This is a genomic window from Roseococcus sp. SYP-B2431, assembly GCF_004336745.1.
Lineage (GTDB): Bacteria > Pseudomonadota > Alphaproteobacteria > Acetobacterales > Acetobacteraceae > Roseococcus.
The window spans coordinates 569,098-588,475 of the sequence record NZ_SJXD01000011.1 but is presented as its reverse complement, the minus strand read 5'-3'; the positions used below and the strand labels follow the sequence as shown (position 1 = coordinate 588,475).

Genomic DNA, 19,378 nt, shown 5'->3' with positions numbered 1-19,378 from the left:
GCATGGCCCGGGACGAGTGAACGGCGATGTTGCGCCTTCATGAAATCCGCCTGCCACTCGACCACCCGCCCGAGGCGCTGCACGCGGCGCTGGCCGAGCGGCTCGGCGCGCCGGCGCTGGGCTTCACGGTGGTGCGCCGCGGCTACGACGCGCGGAACCCCAGTCGCATCATGCTGTCCTATACGCTCGACGTGGCGGTGGCGGACGAGGCCGCGCTGCTGGGGCGCGGCGGGTCCATGCTCCGGGCCGCGCCGGACATGCGGTACCGCCACGTCGCCCGGGCGCCGGAGCGGCTGGAAGAGCGCCCGGTCGTGGTCGGCACCGGCCCCTGCGGGCTCTTCGCCGCGCTGATCCTGGCGCAGTCCGGCTTCCGGCCGATCATCCTCGACCGCGGCAAGCAGGTCCGCGAGCGGACCAAGGACACCTGGGACCTCTGGCGCCGCGGCATCCTGCATCCGGAGAGCAACGTGCAGTTCGGCGAGGGCGGCGCGGGCACCTTCTCGGACGGCAAGCTGCATTCGCAGATCCGCGACCCCTTCCACTTCGGCCGCAAGGTGCTGGAGGAGTTCGTGAAGGCCGGCGCGCCGGAGGAGATCCTCTATGTCAGCAAGCCGCATATCGGCACGTTCCGGCTGGTGCAGATGGTCGAGGCCATGCGCGCGACCATCGAGGGGCTGGGCGGCGAGTACCGCTTCGGGAGCCGCGTGGATGGGCTGGAGATCGACGCGGCGCGGCGCCTGGCCGGCGTGATCCTGCACACGGGCGAGCGCATCGCCACGCGGCACGTGGTGCTGGCCATCGGCCATTCGGCGCGCGACACCTTCGCCATGCTGCACGGCCAGGGCATCGCGATGACGGCCAAGCCCTTCTCCATCGGCGTGCGCATCGAGCATCCGCAATCCCTCATCGACCGGCAGCGATTCGGGCCCCATGCCGGGCATCCGCTGCTCGGCGCGGCCGACTACCGGCTGGTGCACCACGCGGCCAACGGCCGCTCGGTCTATTCCTTCTGCATGTGCCCGGGCGGGACCGTGGTCGCCGCCGCCTCCGAGCCGGGCCGGCTGGTGACCAACGGGATGAGCCAGTACTCGCGCAACGAGCGCAACGCGAATGCCGGCATCGTCGTCGGCGTCACGCCCGCGGACTATCCGGGCGGGCCGCTGGCGGGCCCCCTCGCCGGCATCGCGTTCCAGCGCCATTGGGAGGAGCGGGCCTTCGCGGCGGGCGGGGGCACCTATGCCGCGCCGGCGCAGCGCGTGGGCGACTTCCTGGCGGGCCGGCCCTCGACGCATCTCGGCGAGGTGGCGCCCTCCTACCGGCCGGGCGTGACGCCCGCCGACCTCTCGACCTGCCTGCCGGATTTCGCCGTCGCTGCGATCCGCGAGGCCCTGCCGGCCTTCGACCGGGACCTGCCAGGCTTCGCCCTGGCCGATGCGGTGATGACCGGGGTGGAGACGCGCACCTCCTCGCCGCTGCGCATCGAGCGCGGCGAGGATTGCCAGAGCGTCAACGTGAAGGGCCTCTTCCCCGCCGGGGAGGGCGCCGGCTATGCGGGCGGGATCCTCTCGGCGGGCGTGGACGGGATCCGCGTGGCCGAGGCGGTGGCGCTGGCGATGACCGATGGCGGCCCCGTGCGCAGCAGTGGCCGGCAGGGCGAGAGCAGCGTGCCCTACGCCTGACGCGCCTCGTCCCGCCGCCAGGCGACGAGGCCGCTGAGCCCGACCAGGATCTCCCGCGTCCGCCGGATCAGCGCCGCGTTGAGCGCGGTCGCCGGCGGCACGCCGATCAGCGCGCCGGCCGCGACGATCGCGCCTTCCTGGATCAGCGCGGCGCCCGGGAGGAGAAATCCCGCGCTGCGGATCACCTGCGCGAAGCTCTCGATCACCAGCGCCTCGGCGAAGGTGACCGGAAAACCGATGATGTGCAGCAGCAGGAACATCTCGACCGCGCCCATCATCCAGGAGCCGAGATGCGCGAGGGTGGAGAGCGCCAGCGCCCGGCGGTCCTCGTGCAGGCGCAGGATCGAGGCCTGGAAGCGGTCCAGCCAGACGGGCTGCAGCCGCGGCCAGCGCCGCGCCAGGCGCTCCAGCACCCGGCGCAGCAGGCCCAGCGCCCAGGGCCGCTGCAGCGCCACCAGCGCGAAGGCCGTGAAGGCGGCGACCGCAGCCCCCACCCAGAATCCCCCCGCCTGCGTCCCGTGGCCCAGGGCCAGGAAGGTCGCCAGCCCGATCAGCGTGAAGAGCGTCTGCGAGACCGCCTCGAGCGTGATGCCCAGCGTCGCCGTCCCGGCGGCGAGATCCCCCGGCATGCCGTCGCGGATCATCAGCCGCGTCACCGCCGCCTGCCCCACCACGGCGCCGGCCGGCACGAGCGAGTCGCAGGCCTCGCGATACCAGCGGAGAAGGAAGATGCGCCCGAAGCCCGGCCGTTCCGCCCGCGGCAGCAGGGCCAGCCAGGCAAGGCCCGTGAAGACCAGCTGCGGCAGATGCGAGGTCAGCGAGGCCGCCAGCGCCAGCGGAAAGGCCGCCAGCACCGTTCCCAGCCCCGCCAGGTCGCGCGCATTCAGCGCCACGATGCCGACGAGCGCGAGGCCGCCCAGCACCAGGCCGTTGCGCAGCCCTCGCTGCACGGGGGGCGCGGCAGGTGCCTCCCCTTGGGCCGCCTCCCCGGGCGGCGTCAGTGGCTGATCGTCGGGAATGTCACGGGCCCTGGCGCTGTCGATGGGCGCCATATAGGGGCTTTGTGCCCGGTCAGAAATCCAGGTCGGCGTAGTGCGGCGGCGGCTCCATGCCGGTGACGCGGTCGGCCAGCAGGGTCCGGAAGGAGGGGCGCGACTTCACGCGGCTGTACCAGTCCCGTGCCGCCGTGTTCAGCGTCCAGTCGACGTCGTTGGCGTAGTCCAGCGCGGAGAGGTGCGCGGCGGCCGCGAAATCGGCGAGGCTGAGCTGCGCGCCGGCCAGCCAGCTCCGCCGCTCGGCCAGCCAGCCGATCACCTCCATATGCGTCTTGAGATGCGCATAGCCCGCGCGGATCGCCGCGCCGTCCGGATTGCCCTGCCCGAGCTGGCGCTTCATGTGCCGCTCCCAGAGCAGGTTCCGGTAGACCTGCTGGCCGAAGTGATTGTCGAACCAGGCGATCAGCCGCCGCACCTCGGCCCGCTCGGCATGGGTGCGGCCGATGAGCGGGACGTCGGGATAGGCCTCGTCCAGGTACTCGCAGATGGCGTAGCTCTCGCAGAGGACGAGGCCGTTCTCCTCCACCAGGACCGGCACCGTGCAGGCCGGATTCATGGCGACGAATTCCGGCCTTCGTTCCCAGACCTTTTCGACTCGGAGCTCGAAGGGAATACGCTTTTCGGCCAGCGCCAGGCGGACCTTCCGTGAGAACGGCGAAAGCGGCAGGTGGTAAAGGATTCGCACGGGCCCCCTATGCCATCCGCCCACGATTCCCGGAAGCCGGCCGCCGACGCGACACACGCGACAGTTGCGGATATTCCATTCCCTCGCGCGCTCCCACAAACATCGCGCACAGAGAAGAGGTGGCGCGCGATGATCACACTCGGGGAGATCATGACCCTGGCCCGCGACCATGAGGCGCGGGCCGGCGGCGTATCGGAGCGGGACATCGAGCTGGGGCGGCAGGCCGGCATGCTGCCGGCCGACGTCGCGGCGATCCGCGCCTTCACGGCGAGCCGGCCCGGCTTCTGCATCGTCGTGCGCTGCCCCAAGGCCGCCGCCTATGCGTGGCAGGGCATGCTGCCGGCCAAGATCGGCGCGCTGTACAAGAAGACCGGGGATTCCGGGGTGGTCTCCATCCACAAGGTCCGGCGCGACGGAAACGGGGCGCCGCTGTTCCGAAACGGCGAGCCGATTATCGATTCCGCGCTCTACGTCTCGGATTACGACCTCATGGGCATCTGGCAGAAGTGGCAGGGCGAGTTCCAGCGCGTCCGCGTCACCGCGCAGAACGGCGGCAAGCGCGGCGGCTACGGCACCCAGGCGACGGAAATCCTGAAGCGGATGAACCGCACGCTGGTCACGAAGATCCAGCACGGCTGCCAGGACGACTGGGTCTCCAAGGACAATCGCGGCGTGGACAAGGACGACCCCTTCGCCGGCTTCTGGGACGGCGATTCCGAGTTCCTGGCCGGAGCCGCGGCCTGCCGCGGCTTTTACGCGACCCGGAACCTGGGGGTGTTTCCCTACAACGAGAAGACGGGGAAGTTCACGGGATAGCGGGACCGCCCGGCGGAACAGCCTCAGGGCTTGAATTCCGCGTCCAGAACATTTAGTGAACATGCATCATGCAACGCACGCTCACGGAACGGCTCGCGATCCTTTCGGACGCGGCCAAATACGACGCCTCCTGCGCCTCGAGCGGCACGGAGAAGCGCGATTCCGCGCGCTCCGGGGGCCTGGGCTCGACCGAGGGCTCCGGCATCTGCCACGCCTATGCGCCGGACGGGCGCTGCATCTCGCTGCTGAAGATCCTGCTGACGAATTTCTGCATCTATGACTGCGCCTATTGCATCAACCGCTCCTCCAGCAACGTCGCGCGCGCCCGCTTCACGGCGGAGGAGGTGATCTGGCTGACCCTGGAATTCTACCGGCGCAACTACATCGAGGGGCTGTTCCTCTCCTCCGGCATCATCCGCTCCTCCGACCACACGATGGAGCAGATGGTCCGCGTGGCGCGCGAGCTGCGCACGACCCATGGGTTCCGCGGCTATATCCACCTCAAGACCATCCCCGAGGCCTCGCCCGCCTTGATCGAGGAGGCGGGGCTCTACGCCGACCGGCTCTCCATCAACATCGAGATGCCGACCGATGCGGGCCTCGCCAGCCTGGCGCCCGAGAAGCGCCCGGCCGGCATCCGGCGCGCCATGGCCGGGCTGCGGACCAAGATCGAGGAGATGGGCGAGCCGACGCTGCGCACCAAGGCGCGGCGGCGCTTCGCCCCCGCCGGCCAGTCCACGCAGGTGATCGTGGGCGCGGATGCCGCCAGCGATGCGACCATCCTCTCCACCAGCGGCCGGCTCTATGGCAGCTACGGGCTGCGGCGCGTCTATTATTCGGGCTTCAGCCCCATCCCCGATGCCTCCTCGCGCCTGCCGCCGCAAAAGCCGCCGCTGATGCGCGAGCACCGGCTCTACCAGGCGGACTGGCTGTTCCGCTTCTACGGCTTCGGCATCGAGGAGATCACCGCGGCGCGGCCCGACGGCATGCTGGACCTCGACCTCGATCCCAAGCTCGCCTGGGCGCTGGCGCATCGCGAGCGCTTCCCGGTGGACGTGAACCGCGCCCCGCGCGAGATGCTGCTGCGCGTGCCGGGCTTCGGCGTGAAGGTGGTGCAGGCGATCCTGGCCGCGCGGCGGCATCGCCGCGTCCGGCTGGAGGATCTCGGGCGGCTGCGCGTCTCGCTGCGCAAGGTGCGGCCCTTCATCGCGACCGCCGACTGGACGCCGCTGCGGCTGATCGACCGGCTGGATCTGGGCGCCCTGTTCCGGCCCGCGCCCGAGCAGATGGCGCTGCTGTGATGCGCACCGTCCGCCTCCGCCACGCGGCCGACTTCCCCGAATGGCGCGACGCCGCGCGCATGCTGCTGCTGGGCGGCGTCGCGCCGCACGAGGTGGATTGGCGGCTCGGCGAGGAAGGGCTGTTCGCGGAGGAGCCGGCGCCGCGCGCGACCGCCTCGCCTCCGGTCACGCCGCTGCCGCGCGTCCCGCCCTCCTTCCTCGAATTGGCGGAGGCGGTGATCTGCCACTCCGATCCGGCGCGCTTCGAACTGCTCTACCGGATGATCGCGCGGCTCCAGGTCGACCGGCAGCTGCTCTCCGACAGGATGGACCGCGACGTCGTGGCCGCGCGGCGGCTGGAGAAGGCGGTCCGCCGCGACGCGCACAAGATGACGGCCTTCCTCCGCTTCCGCGAAGTCCCCGCCGAGGGCGCGCGCCGGCGCTTCGTCGCCTGGTTCGAGCCGGACCACCACATCGTCGGGCGCACCGCGCCCTTCTTCGCGCGTCGCTTCGCCGACATGGACTGGATGATCCTGACGCCGAAGGGCTCCGCCTCGCTGACCGACGGGGCGCTGCGCGTCAGCGAGGCGCCCGCGCAGAAGCCCGACCTTGCCGACCCCACGGATGCGCTGTGGCTCACCTATTACCGCAACATCTTCAACCCGGCCCGGCTGAAGGTGAAGGCGATGATGGCCGAGATGCCGAAGAAGTACTGGGCCAACCTGCCCGAGGCGGCGCTGATCCCCGATCTCATCGCCCAGGCGCCGGCGCGGGTCGCGGCGATGGCGGAGCAGGCGGCGCGCCGGCCGCCCGCCTTCCATGACCGGATCCAGGCGCGCGCGCCGGCCGAGCCGCTGCCGCCCATGGAAGGTCTCGCCGGCCTGCGCGCGGAGGCGCGGGGCTGCACGCGATGCCCGCTGCATTGCCAGGCGACGCAGACCGTCTTCGGCGAGGGGCCCGAGCACGCGTCCCTCATGTTCCTGGGCGAGCAGCCCGGCGACGAGGAGGATTTGGAGGGCCGCCCCTTCGTCGGCCCGGCCGGCCGGATCTTGGACGACACGATGCGCCAGGCCGGCCTCGACCGCTCGGCGGCCTACGTCACCAATGCCGTGAAGCACTTCAAATACGAGCTGCGCGGCAAGCGCCGCATCCACCAGTCGCCGAGCAGCGGCGAGGTGGAGCAATGCCGCTGGTGGCTGGATCGCGAGATGGCGCTGATCCGGCCCAAGCTGGTGGTGGCGATGGGCCGCACCGCCGTTTCGGCGCTGACGGGAAAGGTGCCGAAGCTGGCGGACCTCCGTGGGCGGCTGCATGCGCTGGACGCTGGCCGCGCGATGATCGTGACGGTCCACCCCTCCTATCTGCTGCGCCTGCCCGACGCACGGGCCCGGGGCCGGGAGGCGATCCGCTTCCGCGAGGATCTGGAGGCCGCGCGCGACTGGCTCAGTTCACCGACCAGCTCTCCCGCTCGTTGAGCAGCGCCGGGTCGAAGCCCGCCAGCTTCTTGTAGTTGGCCGAGACCTCCTCCAGCTCCTGCCGGCTGATCACCGCATGCAGGTCGGTGAAGCCCTCCGGCGCGCGGCGGTACACCTCCTCCAGGATGAGGTCCGGCCCCAGCGCGCGATTGGCCAGCGTGAGCTTCGCCGTGGGCGGGCGCCGCGCCGCCTCGTAGGCCAGCAGCCCCTCGGGAATGCCCTCGCGCGCGAGATGCAAGGCGAGCTGCCGTGCGTCCAGGATCGCCTGCGACGCGCCATTGGAGCCGATCGGGTACATCGGATGCGCCGCATCGCCCAGCAGCGTGACGCGGCCCTCCGTCCAGCGCTCCAGCGGGTCGCGGTCCACCATCGGATATTCCAGCACGCGCTCGGCGCCGCGGATCAGTCCGGGCACGTCGAGCCAGCCCCAGTCCCAGGATTCATAGGCGGGCAGGAAGCGGTCGCGGTCGGCCTCGCGGTTCCAGTCCTCGCGGTCGAAGCCCTGCGCGGGATCGACCTTCATCTCGGCGATCCAGTTGGTCAGCACGCGCCCGTCCGGCAGGTGCCGGATCGGGTAGCAGACGAACTTCTGCGAATGATGCCCGGCCTGCACCATGGTCGCGCCGGTCAGGAAGGGCGCGGCCACCGTCGTCGCGCGCCAGAGCAGCGCGCCTTGCCAGGAGGGTGGCCCCTCGCCCGGCGCGAAATGCGCGCGCACCGCGGAATGGATGCCGTCCGCCCCGATCAGCGCATCGCCCTTCGCGGAGCTCGCATTCGCGAAATGCGCCGTGACGCCCTCCGAATCCTGCCCGAAGCGCAGCAGGCGGTGTCCGGCATGGACGGCGATACCGCGCTGCCGGCAGGTCTCGGCCAGCAGCATCTGCAGGGCCCCGCGATGCAGGCTGTATTGCGGCCAGCGATAGCCGGCGGCCAGCCCGCGATCCTCGCGCCAGATCTCCTGCCCATGCGCGCTGACATAGCGCAGCTCGCGCGTGGCGACGCCGATCCCGGCCAGGGCCTCGCCCAGGCCCAGCTCGGTCAGCTCGCGCACCGCATGCGGCAGCAGGTTGATGCCGACGCCGAGCGGCCGCAGCTCCGGCACGGCCTCGAAGACCACGGGCTCGAAGCCGGCGGCGTGCAGCGACAGCGCGGCGGTCAGCCCGCCGATGCCGCCGCCGGCGACGAGGATCCTAGCCATGCAGGGCGCCGCGCAGCCATTCCGCCCACATCAGCGCCGCCGCGTCCTGGCCGCGCGGCGTCACGATCTGCGCGCCGAGCGGCAGGCCCTTCGGCCCCTTTCCGGCGGGAATGGTCACGGCCGGCACATGCAGCAGCGTCCAGAGCGAGTTGAAGGCGGCATCCCCCGTGGAGGCGAGGCCCTCCGGCGCCTCGCCCGGCGCCGAGGGCGTCAGCACCGCATCGTAGCCGGAGATCGCGGCAGCGAAGCCGTCCTGCGCCGCCTGGAAGGCCGCGCGCCCCTCGGCGAGCTTCGCGCGCGGCTCGCCCATCGCCCAGTCCAGCCGCTCGCGCAGCACCGCGCTGAGGCCCTCGCGCGCATGGTCGAGCTCCCAGCCCATGGCCTCGGCGCTCTCCATGTTCATCACATGCGGGTGCAGCTCATAGGCCGTGGCGAAGGGCGCGCCGAGCTCGAGCGGCGTCACGGTCGCGCCCTTGGCCCGGGCGGCGTAGGCGACCTTGTCCATCAGCTCCAGCGTCTCGGGCGCGGCGAGCTTCGCGGAAGGCCCCATCACGAGCGCGAGACGCGGCGCCTTGCCGGGTTGCGGCAGCGCGTGGTCCACGCCGGTCAGCGCCGTCATGGCGAAGGCGATGTCGGCCAGGCTGCCGGCCATGAGGCCGATCGTGTCCAGGCTCTCGCTCATCACCTTCATGCCGGCGCGGTGGAAGGTGCCCCAGCTCGGCTTGAAGCCCACGATGCCGCAATAGGCCGCGGGCCGGACGATGGAGCCGCCGGTCTGAGTGCCATAGGCCAGGTGCAGCAGCCCCGCCCCCACGCCCGCCGCCGAGCCCGAGGAGGAGCCGCCCGGCGAATGCGCCGGATTGTGCGGATTGGTGGTCGGCCCCGGATGGCGCGTGGCGAATTCGGTCGTCACGGTCTTGGAGATGACGGCGCCCGCGCGCCGCGCCAGCGCGACGCTGGCCGCGTCGTTCCTCGGCTTGTGGCCGGCCCAGATGGGCGAGCCGTATTGCGAGGGATGGTCACAGGTGTCCAGCACGTCCTTCACGCCGAGGAAGAGCCCGGCCAGCGGCAGCTTCCGGCCCGCCTTGAGCGCCGCGTCCACATCGGCGGCCTGCTTGCGGATCTGCGCGGGCTTCAGCCAGGCGAAGGCTTGCAGCACCTTCTCCCGCTTGGCGATGCGGGCGAGCATGGCCTCGGCGAGGGCGCTGGCGCTGAGCGTGCCGGCGGCGATCTGGGCGGCGGCTTCGGAGGCGGAGAGGGTCGAGGGATCGGGCATGGCGCGGAGGCTAGGGCGGAACGCGGCATGTTGGAACCGGCCCGAAGCACGCGGTATGGAGGTCCGTGCCGCCGCCATACCGCCTCGACCTGACGCATGACGCCGCCACCGGCGTGGAGGCCCTCCGCGCCCGCTTCCGGCTGGCGCTGCGCGGGCCGCGAAAGGATGTCGACAAGGCGACGAAGGGCCCCTCGCTGCACCCATAGGTGGGCGAGCGCGACCGATGCGACACGGCCGCCCGCCCGGCGGGATCGCACCGCGACCGCAGGACCTTACCAATGCCTGACGGGCGCATGTCGCCGCCGCCATTCAAGGCGCCGTCGGTCTGCCCCCCAACAAGGCCCAGGGAGGCAGGACATGGCTTTCAATTTCGACAGAGGGCGGTTCGACCGGTTCGTGGCGGCTCTCGAACTGAAGCATTTCACGTCCGGCGAGCTGCTGGTCGGGCAGTACCGCAAGCGCAACCACCCGCCGCCCGAAGAGCTGTGGTGCAACATGGTGCCCACCATCATCGTGCTGGACGCGCTGCGCGAGAAGCATGGCGGCAGCGTCCAGCTCATCAGCGGATACCGCTCGGAGGCCTATAACGACCCGGAGGCGTCCAACAACCCCGGCCGCGCGAAGCTCAGCTACCACCAGGCCTATTCCGCCTTCGATTTCCGGATGGAGGGCGTCAAGAAGGACGACCTGGTGAAGACCCTGCAGTCCTGGAACAAGAGCAAGTGGTTCACCTCTCCGGTCGGCTTCGCCCGGAAGAACGCCAACCTGCCCTCCGGGGCGGTGATCCGGATCGGCGTGATGCCCCAGGTCTATTCGCTGGGCGGCTTCACGGCCTGGGGGCTGCTCCCCGCCTGCGCCTTCCAGTTCAAGGGCTGGTGGAAGTCCTATGCCAAGAGCAATTTCGTCCACTTCGACACCCGGGGCGAGAAGCTGGGCAGCGAGACGGACGAAGACGACTGACCGCCCCATCATTCAACCAAATGGTTGACATTTCCGGCGACGCATCTTAATTCAACCAAATGGTTGAATCAGAGCCCCTGCGGTTGAACGCCACCTTCCACGCCCTCGGCGACGCCACGCGTCGCCGGATGCTCCGCGACCTCGCGGCCGGCGAGCGCAGGGTCGGCGAGCTGGCGAAGCCCTTCTCCATCTCGCTCGCCGCTGCCTCCAAGCACATCAAGGTGCTGGAGCAGGCCGGCCTGGTCCGCCGCGAGATCCAAGGCCGTACCCACCTCTGCCGCCTCGAGCCCGGCCCGCTCGCCACCGCCAGCGAATGGCTGGGCTTCTACGAGCGCTTCTGGACCAGCCGCCTCGACGTTCTCGACCGGCTCCTCCGCGAGGAGGACGCCGCAAAGCCCCACCCCCCCGAAGGAGACGATTCATGAACGAGTTCGCGACCCCGGATTCCTATGGCCGGCTGACGGAGCCCATGACGCTGACGATCCAGCGCCTCCTGCCCGGGCCCGTCGAGCGCATCTGGGCCCATCTCACGGAGAGCGAGCTGCGGCGGAAATGGCTGGCGGCAGGCGAGATGGGCGCGACGCCCGGCGCCAGCGTCGAGTTCACCTGGCGCAACGACGAGCTCAACGACCCGCCCAGCCGGCGCCCGGAAGGCCATTCCGCGGAGCACGGCATGACCTGCGAGATCGTCGAGTTCGAGCCGCCCCGCCGCCTTTCGATCACCTGGGGCCGCAGCGGCGGCGTGACCTTCGAGCTGGAGGCCCGAGGCCCGAAGGTTCTGCTCTCCATCACCCACCGCCGCCTGCCGGACCGCGAGACCCTGCTGATGGTCGGCGCCGGCTGGCACGCGCATCTCGACGTCCTGGTCGCCCGCGTCAGCGGCGCGGAGCCGGCGCCCTTCTGGGACGCTTGGGTGCGGCTGCGCGAGGAATACGCCCGGCGGCTGCCGGGCTGAGAATTAAGGATCGCGCGAAGCCCCGCCTCTACCCAAGCCACTCGCCGACGATCCGCCCCACCTCGCGATGCACGCTGTCGCGCTTCGCGCCGGCGGCATTCGCCAGATCGTAGAACGACGCCACCACCGCCGGCGCCCGCCCCGGCGGCCGGACCAGCGCGATCACATTGGCCCAGCTCTCGCCGGTCCCGGTCTTGTCGGCGACCGGCCAGCCCGGCGGGAAGCCGGCGCGAAGCCGCGCACGCCCGGTCGGGCTGGCGGCCATCCAGCCCTCCAGCCGCTCCCGCGAGGCCGGGGCCAGCACCTCGCCCAGCAGGATGCGCCGCAGCGTCATCGCCATCTGCCGGGGCGTGCTCGTGTCCATCTCGCCCGAGGGGCGGTTCAGCCCGGGCTCGTCGCGGTCCAGCCGGGTCAGCGGATCGCCGATCCCGCGCAGCCAGCGCGTCAGCCCGGCCGGCCCGCCGACCCCGGGCAGCAGCAGGTTGGCGGCCGTGTTGTCGCTGAGACCGACCATGCCCTCGGCCAGCACCGCGACGGAGGCGCGGCCCGCGCCGGCATGCGCCCGCGCGACCGGCGCGTAGGCCAGCAGGTCCTCCCCGCGGATCGCGACGCGCCGGTCCAGCGATTCCTGCCCGGCATCCACCCGGGCGAGCACGGCGGCGCCCAGCAGCGCCTTGAAGGTGCTGCACATCAGCACGCGCCCGTCCGCCCGGTGCGCCAGGCTGCGGCCGGACCCTGTGTCGAGCGCGAAGACGTGGAGCCGCCCGCCCTCCCGCCGCTCCAGCGCGGCGAGCGGAGCCTCGGCCGCGAGCGCGGGCGTGGCGGCGAGCACCCCGGCCGCGGCCAGGCCGCGACGGGACAAGGAATGGGACATGGCATTCTCCTCTCCCCGGGCCTCTACACCCGCGCCCGGTCCCGGGCGAGGTGCGCCGCAGCATCGCCCTGCCAGGCTTGCCGGGCGATCGTGAAAGCCATCGCCCCACGCCACCCTGAGGGGCACCGACCGCAGGATCCCGCCCGCGTCCGTCAGGGCCGCGCCGCCCTGACCCGCCTCGCCGCCATCCATGCCGCTGACGGCCGTTCCCGAAAGCTCCCCATGTCCCTCTCCCGCCTGCGGGCCGAATGGGCGCCGAACGTCACCCGCGACCTCCTGGCCGGCACCGTCGTCGCCCTGGCGCTGATCCCCGAGGCCATCGCCTTTTCGATGATCGCCGGGGTGGACCCGAAGTTCGGCCTCTACGCCTGCTCGATCGCGGTGATCACGGCCATCGTAGGGCGGAAGCCCTGTAAATCCGCCCGCCGCGACGCAACATCCGGGCCGTGACCGTCACCACCACAGAACTGCCCTCGGGCGCCCTCCGCCACGAGATCGGCATCGCCGCCGCAGCTTTGCCCGCCGTCTCGCCGAATGCGCTGGAGATCGCCTGGGAGGTCGCGCGCGCGGCCGCCGAGGCCGGGCTCTGGGGCCCGGCCCGCCTGCTCGCCTTCCCCGGCGGCGTGGAGATCGTGCTGACCGACGCCGACGCCGCGAGCTGGGCCGAGGCCATGTCCCGTCATTCCGGTCTCGATTCGCCTTCGGGCGTCGCCCTCTGCCTCCGCCTCCTGGCGCTGGTGGAGCTGCTCGGCCGCGCCGCATGGACGCGCGGTATGTTCACGATCGGCGCGGAGGGCGCGGAATTCCACCCGGCTTTGCTCGCCGCCGCCGCCCGTGCGCCGCTGGACGCCACGGGCCGCTTCGAGGATGCGCCGATGCGTGCCATGCTGTCGCGCACACTTCCCAGGGCCGACCCGCCCGCCTGACGAAAGCCGATCCATGCCGCGCGCCGCCGCCCTCCTCCTGCCGGTCCTCCTGCTGGCCGCCTGCAGCAACACCCCCCTCATCCCGCCCGCCCGGCCGGGCGACGCCGTGCGAACCAACCCGCAGGTCGCCCAGGCCTGCCGGGACCAGACCGCCCGGCGCATCGAGCGGCAGGACCGCGGCCAGCTGATGCGCGAGGACGAGCGCGACAGCCGCCTCGGCTCCGAGACCGTCTTCGCCAGCCAGGCCATGCAGACCGACCGCCTGGGCCGCCAGTTCCAGTTCAGCCGCGAGGTCGACGACTGCATCCGCGCCAATACGCAGCAGGGCATGCCGCGCCCGGCCGCCGCGCCCGCGCCCGACAGCTCCGCTCCCCCGCCGCCCGCCCGCCGCCCGAGGTCCTGACCTGAGGCCCTTCGGCGCGCTCACGCGCGCCCTGTCCCACCGCGACGCCCGGATCTTCTTCACCGCGAGCCTGACCTCCTGGACCGGCCTCTGGATGCACCGCATCGCGGTGATGTGGCTGGCCTGGGAGCTGACGGGCTCGGCCTTCTGGGTGGGCGTCGTCGCCTTCGCGGACCTGGCGCCGGCCGTCATCTTCAGCCCCATCGCCGGTGCCATGGCCGACCGGATGGATCGGGTGAAGCTCACCATGATCGCGCAGGTCGCGGTGGCGGCAGCCGCACTGTGCACCGCCCTGCTGACCGGCTTCGGCCATATGTCCATCGCCCTGCTCATCCTCTTCGAACTGGGCTCGGGCATCGCGCAGAGCTTCGCGCAGCCCGCGCGGCAGGCGCTGATGCCCGGCCTGGTCCCGGCGGCCGACCTGCCGGCGGCCGTCGCCTGCAATTCGCTCTGCTTCAACGTGGCGCGCTTCCTGGGGCCGGCCGTGGCGGGCCCGATGGTGGCGGCCTGGGGGGTGGTGCCCGCCATGCTCTGCAACGCCCTGGCCTATTCGATCGCCTCGCTCACCCTCGTCATGATCCGGGTGAACCCGCTGCATCTGCGCGGCCATGCTCCCGAGGGCTCGCTGCTGTCGGAGATGCGCGAGGGCATCCGCTACGTCGCCTCCCATCCCGGCATCGGTCCCGTGCTCGCCTTCGCGGGCGTCAGCGCCATCCTGTTGCGCGGCGTCCAGGAGGTGCTGCCGCCCTTCGTCGAGCGGCTGTTCCACCAGGGGGCGGGCGGCCTCGCCTTCCTCACGGCCGCGATCGGCGTGGGGGCGCTGATCGGCGGGCTGTCGGTCGCGGCGCGCGGCCGGCTGCAGGGCACGACGCGCGTGACGGTGGTCGCGGTGCTGATCCAGTCCGTCGTGGTGATGGGCTTCGTGGCCACGGGCTCGTTCGCCATGGCGGTCGTCTGCGGCGTGCTCTACGGCGCCTGCGCCTCGGCCCACGGCATCTCGGCGCAGACCCTGGCGCAGTCGGCCTCGCTCACGCGCATGCGGGGGCGGACGCTGGCGCTTTGGGGCCTGATCACCCGCGCCTGCCCCGCGCTCGGCGCCGTGGTGCTGGGCTCGACCGGCGAGGTCTTCGGCATGCGGGCGCCGACGCTGATCTTCGCGGGCCTCGCCTTGCTGGTCGCGGCCTGGGGCGTGACACGGATGCGCGCCTGGGCCAGACATCTGGAGAATCCGACCTAGCGCGCGTGACGACTTGGGGCTGCTCGCCGAAAGTCTGCAACACGCGCGCCAACGACCTTCAGGAGAGTTGCGATGCTCGACGCCGCCATCATCGGTATGGGCCGCTGGGGACGCACGCTGGTCGACAGCGTGCAGGGCCAAAGGGGGGATAACCACGGGGCCGGCATCCGCTTCGTCGCGGGCTGCACGGGCACGCCGGCCAAGGCCGCCGGCTACGCGGCCGAGAAGGGAATCGTGCTGCATGACAGCCTGGCGCCGATCCTGGCCGACCGGTCCATCGGCGCCATCGTACTGGCCACGCCGCATGCCCAGCATGCCGAGCAGGTGATTGCCGCCGCCGCCGCGGGCAAGCACGTCTTCGTCGAGAAGCCCTTCACGCTCAGCCAGGCCAGCGCCGCCGCCGCGGTCGCGGCCTGCCGGAAGGCCGGGGTGGTGATGGCGCTCGGCCACAACCGGCGCTTCCTGCCGGCCGTGGCCGAGATGAAGTCGATCCTCGCCTCCGGCAAGCTGGGCACGCTGCTGCATGTCGAGGGCCAGTTCAGCGGCCCCGGCGGCTTCACCTATCAGCCCGGCGCCTGGCGCGCCGACCGTGCGGAAAGCCCGCTCGGCGGCATGGGCGGCATGGGCATCCACATGATCGACCTGATCATCTCGCTGGCCGGCCGCTTCCGCGACGTGCGGGTGCTGAGCAAGGCGGTGGTGCTCGACACCATCGACGACACGACGGCGATGCTGGCCACGCTCGAGAACGGCGCCACCTGCACCTTCGCCACCCTGGGCGCCGCGACGCGCTACTGGCGCTGCGCCCTCTTCGGCTCGGACGGGCTGGTGGAGCTGCGCGGGCATGAGCAGCTCTTCTTCCGGGCCCGCGAGGGCGGCGAGGAGTGGACCCGCGACTTCGCGCCCGTCGATATCGAGCGCGCCGAGCTGGAGGCCTTCGCCGCGGCCGTGGCGGGCGGGCCGGCCTACCCGCTGCCGCTGGACGAGGCGGTCCATGGCGTGGCCGTCTTCGAGACCATGATCGGCGCCGCCGCCTCGGGCAGTGCCTATGCGGTCCCCGCCTGAGCCGCTACATCGGAACCCGTCCACGGCAGGAGAGCCCGAGAGATGAGCAAGATCAACCGCACCGGCAGCAACCAGATCCTCAGCAGCGCGGTCGAGTACCACAACTTCGTCTATTGCGCGGGCATCACCGCCGACGACCTGAGCCAGGACATCACCGGCCAGACGAAGCAGGTCGTCGCCAAGATCAACGCGCTGCTGGAGGCCAACGGCACGGACAACACGCGCCTTCTCCAGGCGCAGATCTGGCTGAAGGACATTCGCGACCGCGACGCCATGAACAAGGTCTACGTCGAGTGGCTCGGCGAGGTCGGCCGTCCGGCTCGCGCCTGCGTGCAGGCGAACATGGCCGACCCTCGCCACCTGGTCGAGATCATGGTCACCGCCTGCAAGTAATCGGCCGACCCGGAGCAGTAATCCGGGACGGGGAACCGCTGAAGGCGCCGGGCAGCACTGCCCGGCGCCTTTTTCATGCGCCTGCTCCTGGAGGAGCATTGCGGAATCGCGCTTCGCGACTGCATCGGTCTCGGGAAACTACGTAGGACGTGCTGTGGCTAATCTGCCGCAACACTGTGGCACAACCCCTGGTAGGTACCGAAACTAGGATCATCCTCCTGATTTCAGCCGTAGGAGGGACCGCGGATCGACAAATCACGGCGGGTTTCGCGATGTGTCGTTTTGCGGGTTGCGGCGAGGGCACACCGCCGATACCCCGGTTGCACGCCTCGAGGGATTTTTTTGAGGCCTGCCGCACTAGGAGAGTACCGCATGCGACTTCGGATCGCCACGATCGCCATGGGGCTTCTGCTCTGCGCCGCGCCCTTCGCGCAGCAAGCCGAAGCCGCCCGCGGCGACGCACGTTCCGAAGCCCGCTCGCAGCAGCCCCGCAACGCCCGGACCACCGCCCCCGCCCTCAGCAACCGCGCTTCTCGAGCCGGCCGTGGCGCGCGCGCCAGCCAGGCGAGCGGCGGCGGCGGCATCTCCTGCGTTCCCTATGCCCGCTCCGTCACCGGAATGGCGATCTCCGGCAACGGCCGCGACTGGTGGGAGAATTCCGCGGGCCGCTATGCCCGTGGCCAGCGCCCGCAGATCGGGTCCGTCCTCTCCTTCCAGGGCTCGGGCGGCATGCGCTCCGGCCACGTGGCCGTGGTGTCGCGCGTCATGCAGCCGCGCATGATCGAGATCGACCATGCCAATTGGGGTGGTCCGGGCATCCGGCGCGGCACGGTCATGCGCAACGTCCGCGTGATGGATGTGTCCCCCGACAATTCCTGGACGCGCGTGCGCGTGCAGGTGGGCTGGACCTCCGAGAACTTCGGCCGCGAGTACCCGACCGACGGCTTCATCCACAACCGCCCGGCCAACAGCTATGTCGCGGGCGTCGACGACATGATCCGCCCGGTTTCCTACACGACGCGCACCGAAGCGGGCGAACGCCCGGCACGCCGCAGTTCCACGCGCTCCGCCGCGCGTGCGACCCAGCCCCGCCAGGCCCGGGCCCAGTCCCGTCCGTCCGAGAGCCGCACCGCCCGCCGCACGCAGGCCAATGCCGTCTCCGCCCGCACCGGCCAGCCCGTCCGCCTGGCCTCGGCGCCCACCACCCGATAACCCTGGCCCGCCGCCCCGGTTGCGGCGGACTGTCAGATTTTTCGACGCGGCCGTCCTTGACGGCCGCGTTTTCGTATCTGCCTGATACGCCCCATGCCAAGCAAGGCCGGCAATGTCGCGTTGGTCGCGCTCGCGCAGGTGCTGGTCCTGTCGCTCTGGTTCTCCGGCACCGCGGCGGGGCCCGGCATGGCCCGCGAGACGGCGCTGCCGCCGAACTTCCAGGCCCTGCTGACCTCCGCCGTCCAGGCCGGCTTCGTGGCGGGCACCCTGACCAGCGCCGCGCTCGCCTTGCCCGACCGCTTCGATCCACGCCGCGTCTTTGCCGCCGCCGCCCTGCTGGGCGCCGCGGCGAATGCCCTGATCCTCACGCTGCCGCCGGGCTCGGATGCCATCGTCGCGGCTCGCTTCGCGACGGGCGCGGCGCTGGCCGGGGTCTACCCTGTCGGCATGAAGCTGGCGGCGGGCTGGGCCGGCCGCCGGGACATGGGGCTGATCGTCGGCATCTTGGTGGGCGGCCTCACGCTGGGCTCCGCCTCGCCGCATCTCGTGAACGCGCTGGGCGGGCTCGACTGGCGGCTGACGCTGGGCTTCGCGACCACCGCCGCCGTGGCGGGCGCTGCCCTGATCGGCGCCGTGCGCCTCGGCCCCGGGCACGCCCCTGCCCCGCCGTTCCGGCCGGCCGCGGCGCTCGAGCTCTGGCGCAACCGCGGCACCCGGCTCGCGACGCTCGGCTATCTCGGCCATATGTGGGAGCTCTACGCGATGTGGAGCTGGATCGGGCTCTACCTCGCCGCGAGCTTCGCCCTCTGGCGCGGCGAGGCCGACTCCGATCCGGCCGAGGCCGCGCTCGCGACCTTCGCGGTGATCCTGGCGGGCGCGGTGGGCAGCGTGGCGGCCGGGCCCGTGGCCGACCGGCTGGGCCGCGTCGCCGTGACCGTGGCGGCCATGGCGGTCTCTGGCGCCTGCTGTCTCCTGGCCGGCGCCTTCCTCGGGCTCCACCCGGCCTGGACGCTCGGGCTCTGCCTGGTATGGGGCTTCGCCGTGGTGGCGGATTCGGCCCAATTCTCGGCCAGCGTGGCCGAGGGGTCCGAGCCCGGGCTGGTGGGCACGATGCTGACCCTGCAGACGAGCCTCGGCTTCACCCTGACGCTCGTGACCATCCACCTGATGCCGGTGCTGGTGGGGATGCTGGGCTGGGGCGGCGCCTTCGCGGTGCTGGCCATCGGGCCGGCACTGGGCTGCGTGGCGATGCTGGGTCTGCGCCGATGAGGGCCCTTGCCCCCTCGGGCGCTCAGCCCCGCGCCACCTCCGCCGAGCGGTCCCACAGGTTCGGCACCGCGGCGTTGGTATAGCCCGACACGAACCGCTTCGGCTCGCTCGTCGCCGGGTCGAAGGTGTGGCGCTCGATCGCGCCGATATTGCCGCCATAGACATGGATGGAGATCGACGGCCGGTCGGCGATCGCGTTCTCCACCCAATGGACGTCCTCCTCGCCGGAGCCGACGCCGACGACCTCGCCCGGCCGCAGGTGGTCCACCTGGCCCGGGCGCATCGGGCCGCCGGGCTCCGGATGCATGGTCACGCTCACCTCGGCGCCCCGCAGCATGCCGACCAGCCCCCAGACCTTGTGGTTGTGGACCGGCGTGCGCTGGCCGATGCCCCAGACGAAGCTGACCACGCTGAAGCGCTCCAGCGGGTCGCAATGGAGCAGGTACTGCCGGTAGGTGGGACCGGGCTCGGCCAGCGCCTCGGGCAGCCAGTCGTCCTGCCCGACGAGGCCCTTCAGCAGCGCGCCGCCCTCCTCCAGCCAGCGCGCCTCGGAGGGCTGTTCCCCGGCCAGCCGGGTCATGTCCTGGATGAAGCCGCGCAGGCGGGCGATGTTCGTCATT

At 71.7% G+C, this 19,378-nt stretch carries 21 protein-coding genes and 1 pseudogene; 16 read left to right on the top strand and 6 right to left on the bottom strand.

What is annotated here, in order from left to right; translation table 11 throughout:
- Positions 1–26: 26 nt before the first annotated feature.
- On the top strand, positions 27–1,679 hold the full coding sequence (locus EJV46_RS04075) for an NAD(P)/FAD-dependent oxidoreductase (RefSeq protein ID WP_131547309.1): 1,653 nt from the start codon (positions 27–29) through the stop codon (positions 1,677–1,679).
- On the opposite strand, the gene EJV46_RS04070 is transcribed toward EJV46_RS04075, so the two are convergent.
- Both EJV46_RS04070 and EJV46_RS04065 read right to left on the bottom strand, forming a co-directional pair.
- Positions 1,670–2,629 carry a lysylphosphatidylglycerol synthase domain-containing protein gene (locus tag EJV46_RS04070; RefSeq protein ID WP_165585330.1) on the bottom strand — a complete coding sequence of 320 codons (960 nt, stop codon included), beginning with the start codon at positions 2,627–2,629 and terminating at the stop codon, positions 1,670–1,672. The two genes, EJV46_RS04075 and EJV46_RS04070, sit on opposite strands and share 10 nt — an antisense overlap.
- A gap of 121 nt (positions 2,630–2,750) precedes the next feature.
- The gene (locus EJV46_RS04065; RefSeq protein WP_131547305.1) at positions 2,751–3,419 is read right to left on the bottom strand and encodes a glutathione S-transferase family protein; all 669 of its coding nucleotides are present in this window, start codon (positions 3,417–3,419) and stop codon (positions 2,751–2,753) included.
- Between the two features lie 129 nt (positions 3,420–3,548).
- Here EJV46_RS04065 and EJV46_RS04060 point away from each other — a divergent pair, with 129 nt between their 5' ends.
- The 3 genes from EJV46_RS04060 to EJV46_RS04050 all read left to right on the top strand — a co-directional run bounded on the left by EJV46_RS04060 (position 3,549) and on the right by EJV46_RS04050 (position 6,990).
- Positions 3,549–4,235, top strand: coding sequence for a hypothetical protein (locus EJV46_RS04060; RefSeq protein ID WP_131547304.1), 687 nt, complete (start codon positions 3,549–3,551; stop codon positions 4,233–4,235).
- Positions 4,236–4,303: 68 nt separating this feature from the next.
- Entirely contained in the window at positions 4,304–5,536 is a 1,233-nt protein-coding gene (locus tag EJV46_RS04055) for a putative DNA modification/repair radical SAM protein (protein WP_131547302.1), read from the top strand.
- Positions 5,536–6,990 carry a UdgX family uracil-DNA binding protein gene (locus EJV46_RS04050; RefSeq protein ID WP_131547301.1) on the top strand — a complete coding sequence of 485 codons (1,455 nt, stop codon included), beginning with the start codon at positions 5,536–5,538 and terminating at the stop codon, positions 6,988–6,990. Before EJV46_RS04055 ends, EJV46_RS04050 begins: the two co-directional genes overlap by 1 nt.
- Here the strand turns inward: EJV46_RS04050 and EJV46_RS04045 are convergent.
- Both EJV46_RS04045 and EJV46_RS04040 read right to left on the bottom strand, forming a co-directional pair.
- Positions 6,959–8,188 (bottom strand): flavin-dependent oxidoreductase, encoded by a 1,230-nt coding sequence (locus EJV46_RS04045; RefSeq protein WP_131547299.1) that lies wholly within the window; start codon positions 8,186–8,188, stop codon positions 6,959–6,961. The genes EJV46_RS04050 and EJV46_RS04045 overlap by 32 nt on opposite strands.
- A complete protein-coding gene (locus EJV46_RS04040) occupies positions 8,181–9,464 on the bottom strand; it encodes an amidase (RefSeq protein WP_131547297.1) in 1,284 nt (427 codons plus the stop codon). Before EJV46_RS04040 ends, EJV46_RS04045 begins: the two co-directional genes overlap by 8 nt.
- 65 nt (positions 9,465–9,529) lie before the next feature.
- On the opposite strand from EJV46_RS04040, the gene EJV46_RS22675 reads away from it, so the two are divergent.
- The 4 genes from EJV46_RS22675 (at position 9,530) to EJV46_RS04025 (ending at position 11,379) form a co-directional block, all read left to right on the top strand.
- Positions 9,530–9,670, top strand: coding sequence for a DUF2000 domain-containing protein (locus EJV46_RS22675; RefSeq protein ID WP_165585329.1), 141 nt, complete (start codon positions 9,530–9,532; stop codon positions 9,668–9,670).
- A gap of 151 nt (positions 9,671–9,821) precedes the next feature.
- Entirely contained in the window at positions 9,822–10,424 is a 603-nt protein-coding gene (locus EJV46_RS04035) for a D-Ala-D-Ala carboxypeptidase family metallohydrolase (protein WP_165585328.1), read from the top strand.
- 83 nt (positions 10,425–10,507) lie between these two features.
- Positions 10,508–10,849, top strand: a complete 342-nt coding sequence (locus EJV46_RS04030) for a metalloregulator ArsR/SmtB family transcription factor (protein ID WP_240782390.1) — start codon at positions 10,508–10,510, stop codon at positions 10,847–10,849.
- Entirely contained in the window at positions 10,846–11,379 is a 534-nt protein-coding gene (locus EJV46_RS04025; RefSeq protein ID WP_131547293.1) for an SRPBCC family protein, read from the top strand. The genes EJV46_RS04030 and EJV46_RS04025 overlap by 4 nt, the downstream gene beginning before the upstream one ends.
- Positions 11,380–11,407: 28 nt before the next feature.
- On the opposite strand, the gene bla is transcribed toward EJV46_RS04025, so the two are convergent.
- Positions 11,408–12,253, bottom strand: a complete 846-nt coding sequence (gene bla / locus EJV46_RS04020; protein ID WP_131547292.1) for a class A beta-lactamase — start codon at positions 12,251–12,253, stop codon at positions 11,408–11,410.
- Positions 12,254–12,475: 222 nt separating this feature from the next.
- Here bla and EJV46_RS04015 point away from each other — a divergent pair.
- From EJV46_RS04015 to EJV46_RS03980, 8 genes and pseudogenes are all read left to right on the top strand, one after another.
- Positions 12,476–12,664 (top strand): annotated as a pseudogene (locus tag EJV46_RS04015) (SulP family inorganic anion transporter); the annotation flags it as partial.
- 35 nt (positions 12,665–12,699) lie between these two features.
- Complete coding sequence (locus EJV46_RS04010) at positions 12,700–13,179, top strand: hypothetical protein (RefSeq protein WP_240782389.1); 480 nt, start codon at positions 12,700–12,702, stop codon at positions 13,177–13,179.
- Positions 13,180–13,192: 13 nt separating this feature from the next.
- Positions 13,193–13,582 (top strand): hypothetical protein, encoded by a 390-nt coding sequence (locus EJV46_RS04005; RefSeq protein WP_131547290.1) that lies wholly within the window; start codon positions 13,193–13,195, stop codon positions 13,580–13,582.
- Positions 13,494–14,819 (top strand): MFS transporter, encoded by a 1,326-nt coding sequence (locus tag EJV46_RS04000; RefSeq protein ID WP_370323070.1) that lies wholly within the window; start codon positions 13,494–13,496, stop codon positions 14,817–14,819. The genes EJV46_RS04005 and EJV46_RS04000 overlap by 89 nt, the downstream gene beginning before the upstream one ends.
- Before the next feature lie 72 nt (positions 14,820–14,891).
- The gene (locus EJV46_RS03995) at positions 14,892–15,884 is read left to right on the top strand and encodes a Gfo/Idh/MocA family protein (RefSeq protein ID WP_131547288.1); all 993 of its coding nucleotides are present in this window, start codon (positions 14,892–14,894) and stop codon (positions 15,882–15,884) included.
- 42 nt (positions 15,885–15,926) lie between these two features.
- Complete coding sequence (locus EJV46_RS03990) at positions 15,927–16,277, top strand: RidA family protein (protein WP_131547286.1); 351 nt, start codon at positions 15,927–15,929, stop codon at positions 16,275–16,277.
- 372 nt (positions 16,278–16,649) lie between these two features.
- Positions 16,650–17,489 (top strand): CHAP domain-containing protein, encoded by an 840-nt coding sequence (locus tag EJV46_RS03985; RefSeq protein ID WP_131547284.1) that lies wholly within the window; start codon positions 16,650–16,652, stop codon positions 17,487–17,489.
- Between the two features lie 93 nt (positions 17,490–17,582).
- Positions 17,583–18,758 (top strand): MFS transporter, encoded by a 1,176-nt coding sequence (locus tag EJV46_RS03980; RefSeq protein WP_131547283.1) that lies wholly within the window; start codon positions 17,583–17,585, stop codon positions 18,756–18,758.
- 22 nt (positions 18,759–18,780) lie between these two features.
- On the opposite strand, the gene EJV46_RS03975 is transcribed toward EJV46_RS03980, so the two are convergent.
- A complete protein-coding gene (locus EJV46_RS03975) occupies positions 18,781–19,377 on the bottom strand; it encodes a cysteine dioxygenase (protein ID WP_131547281.1) in 597 nt (198 codons plus the stop codon).
- Position 19,378 lies beyond the last annotated feature (1 nt).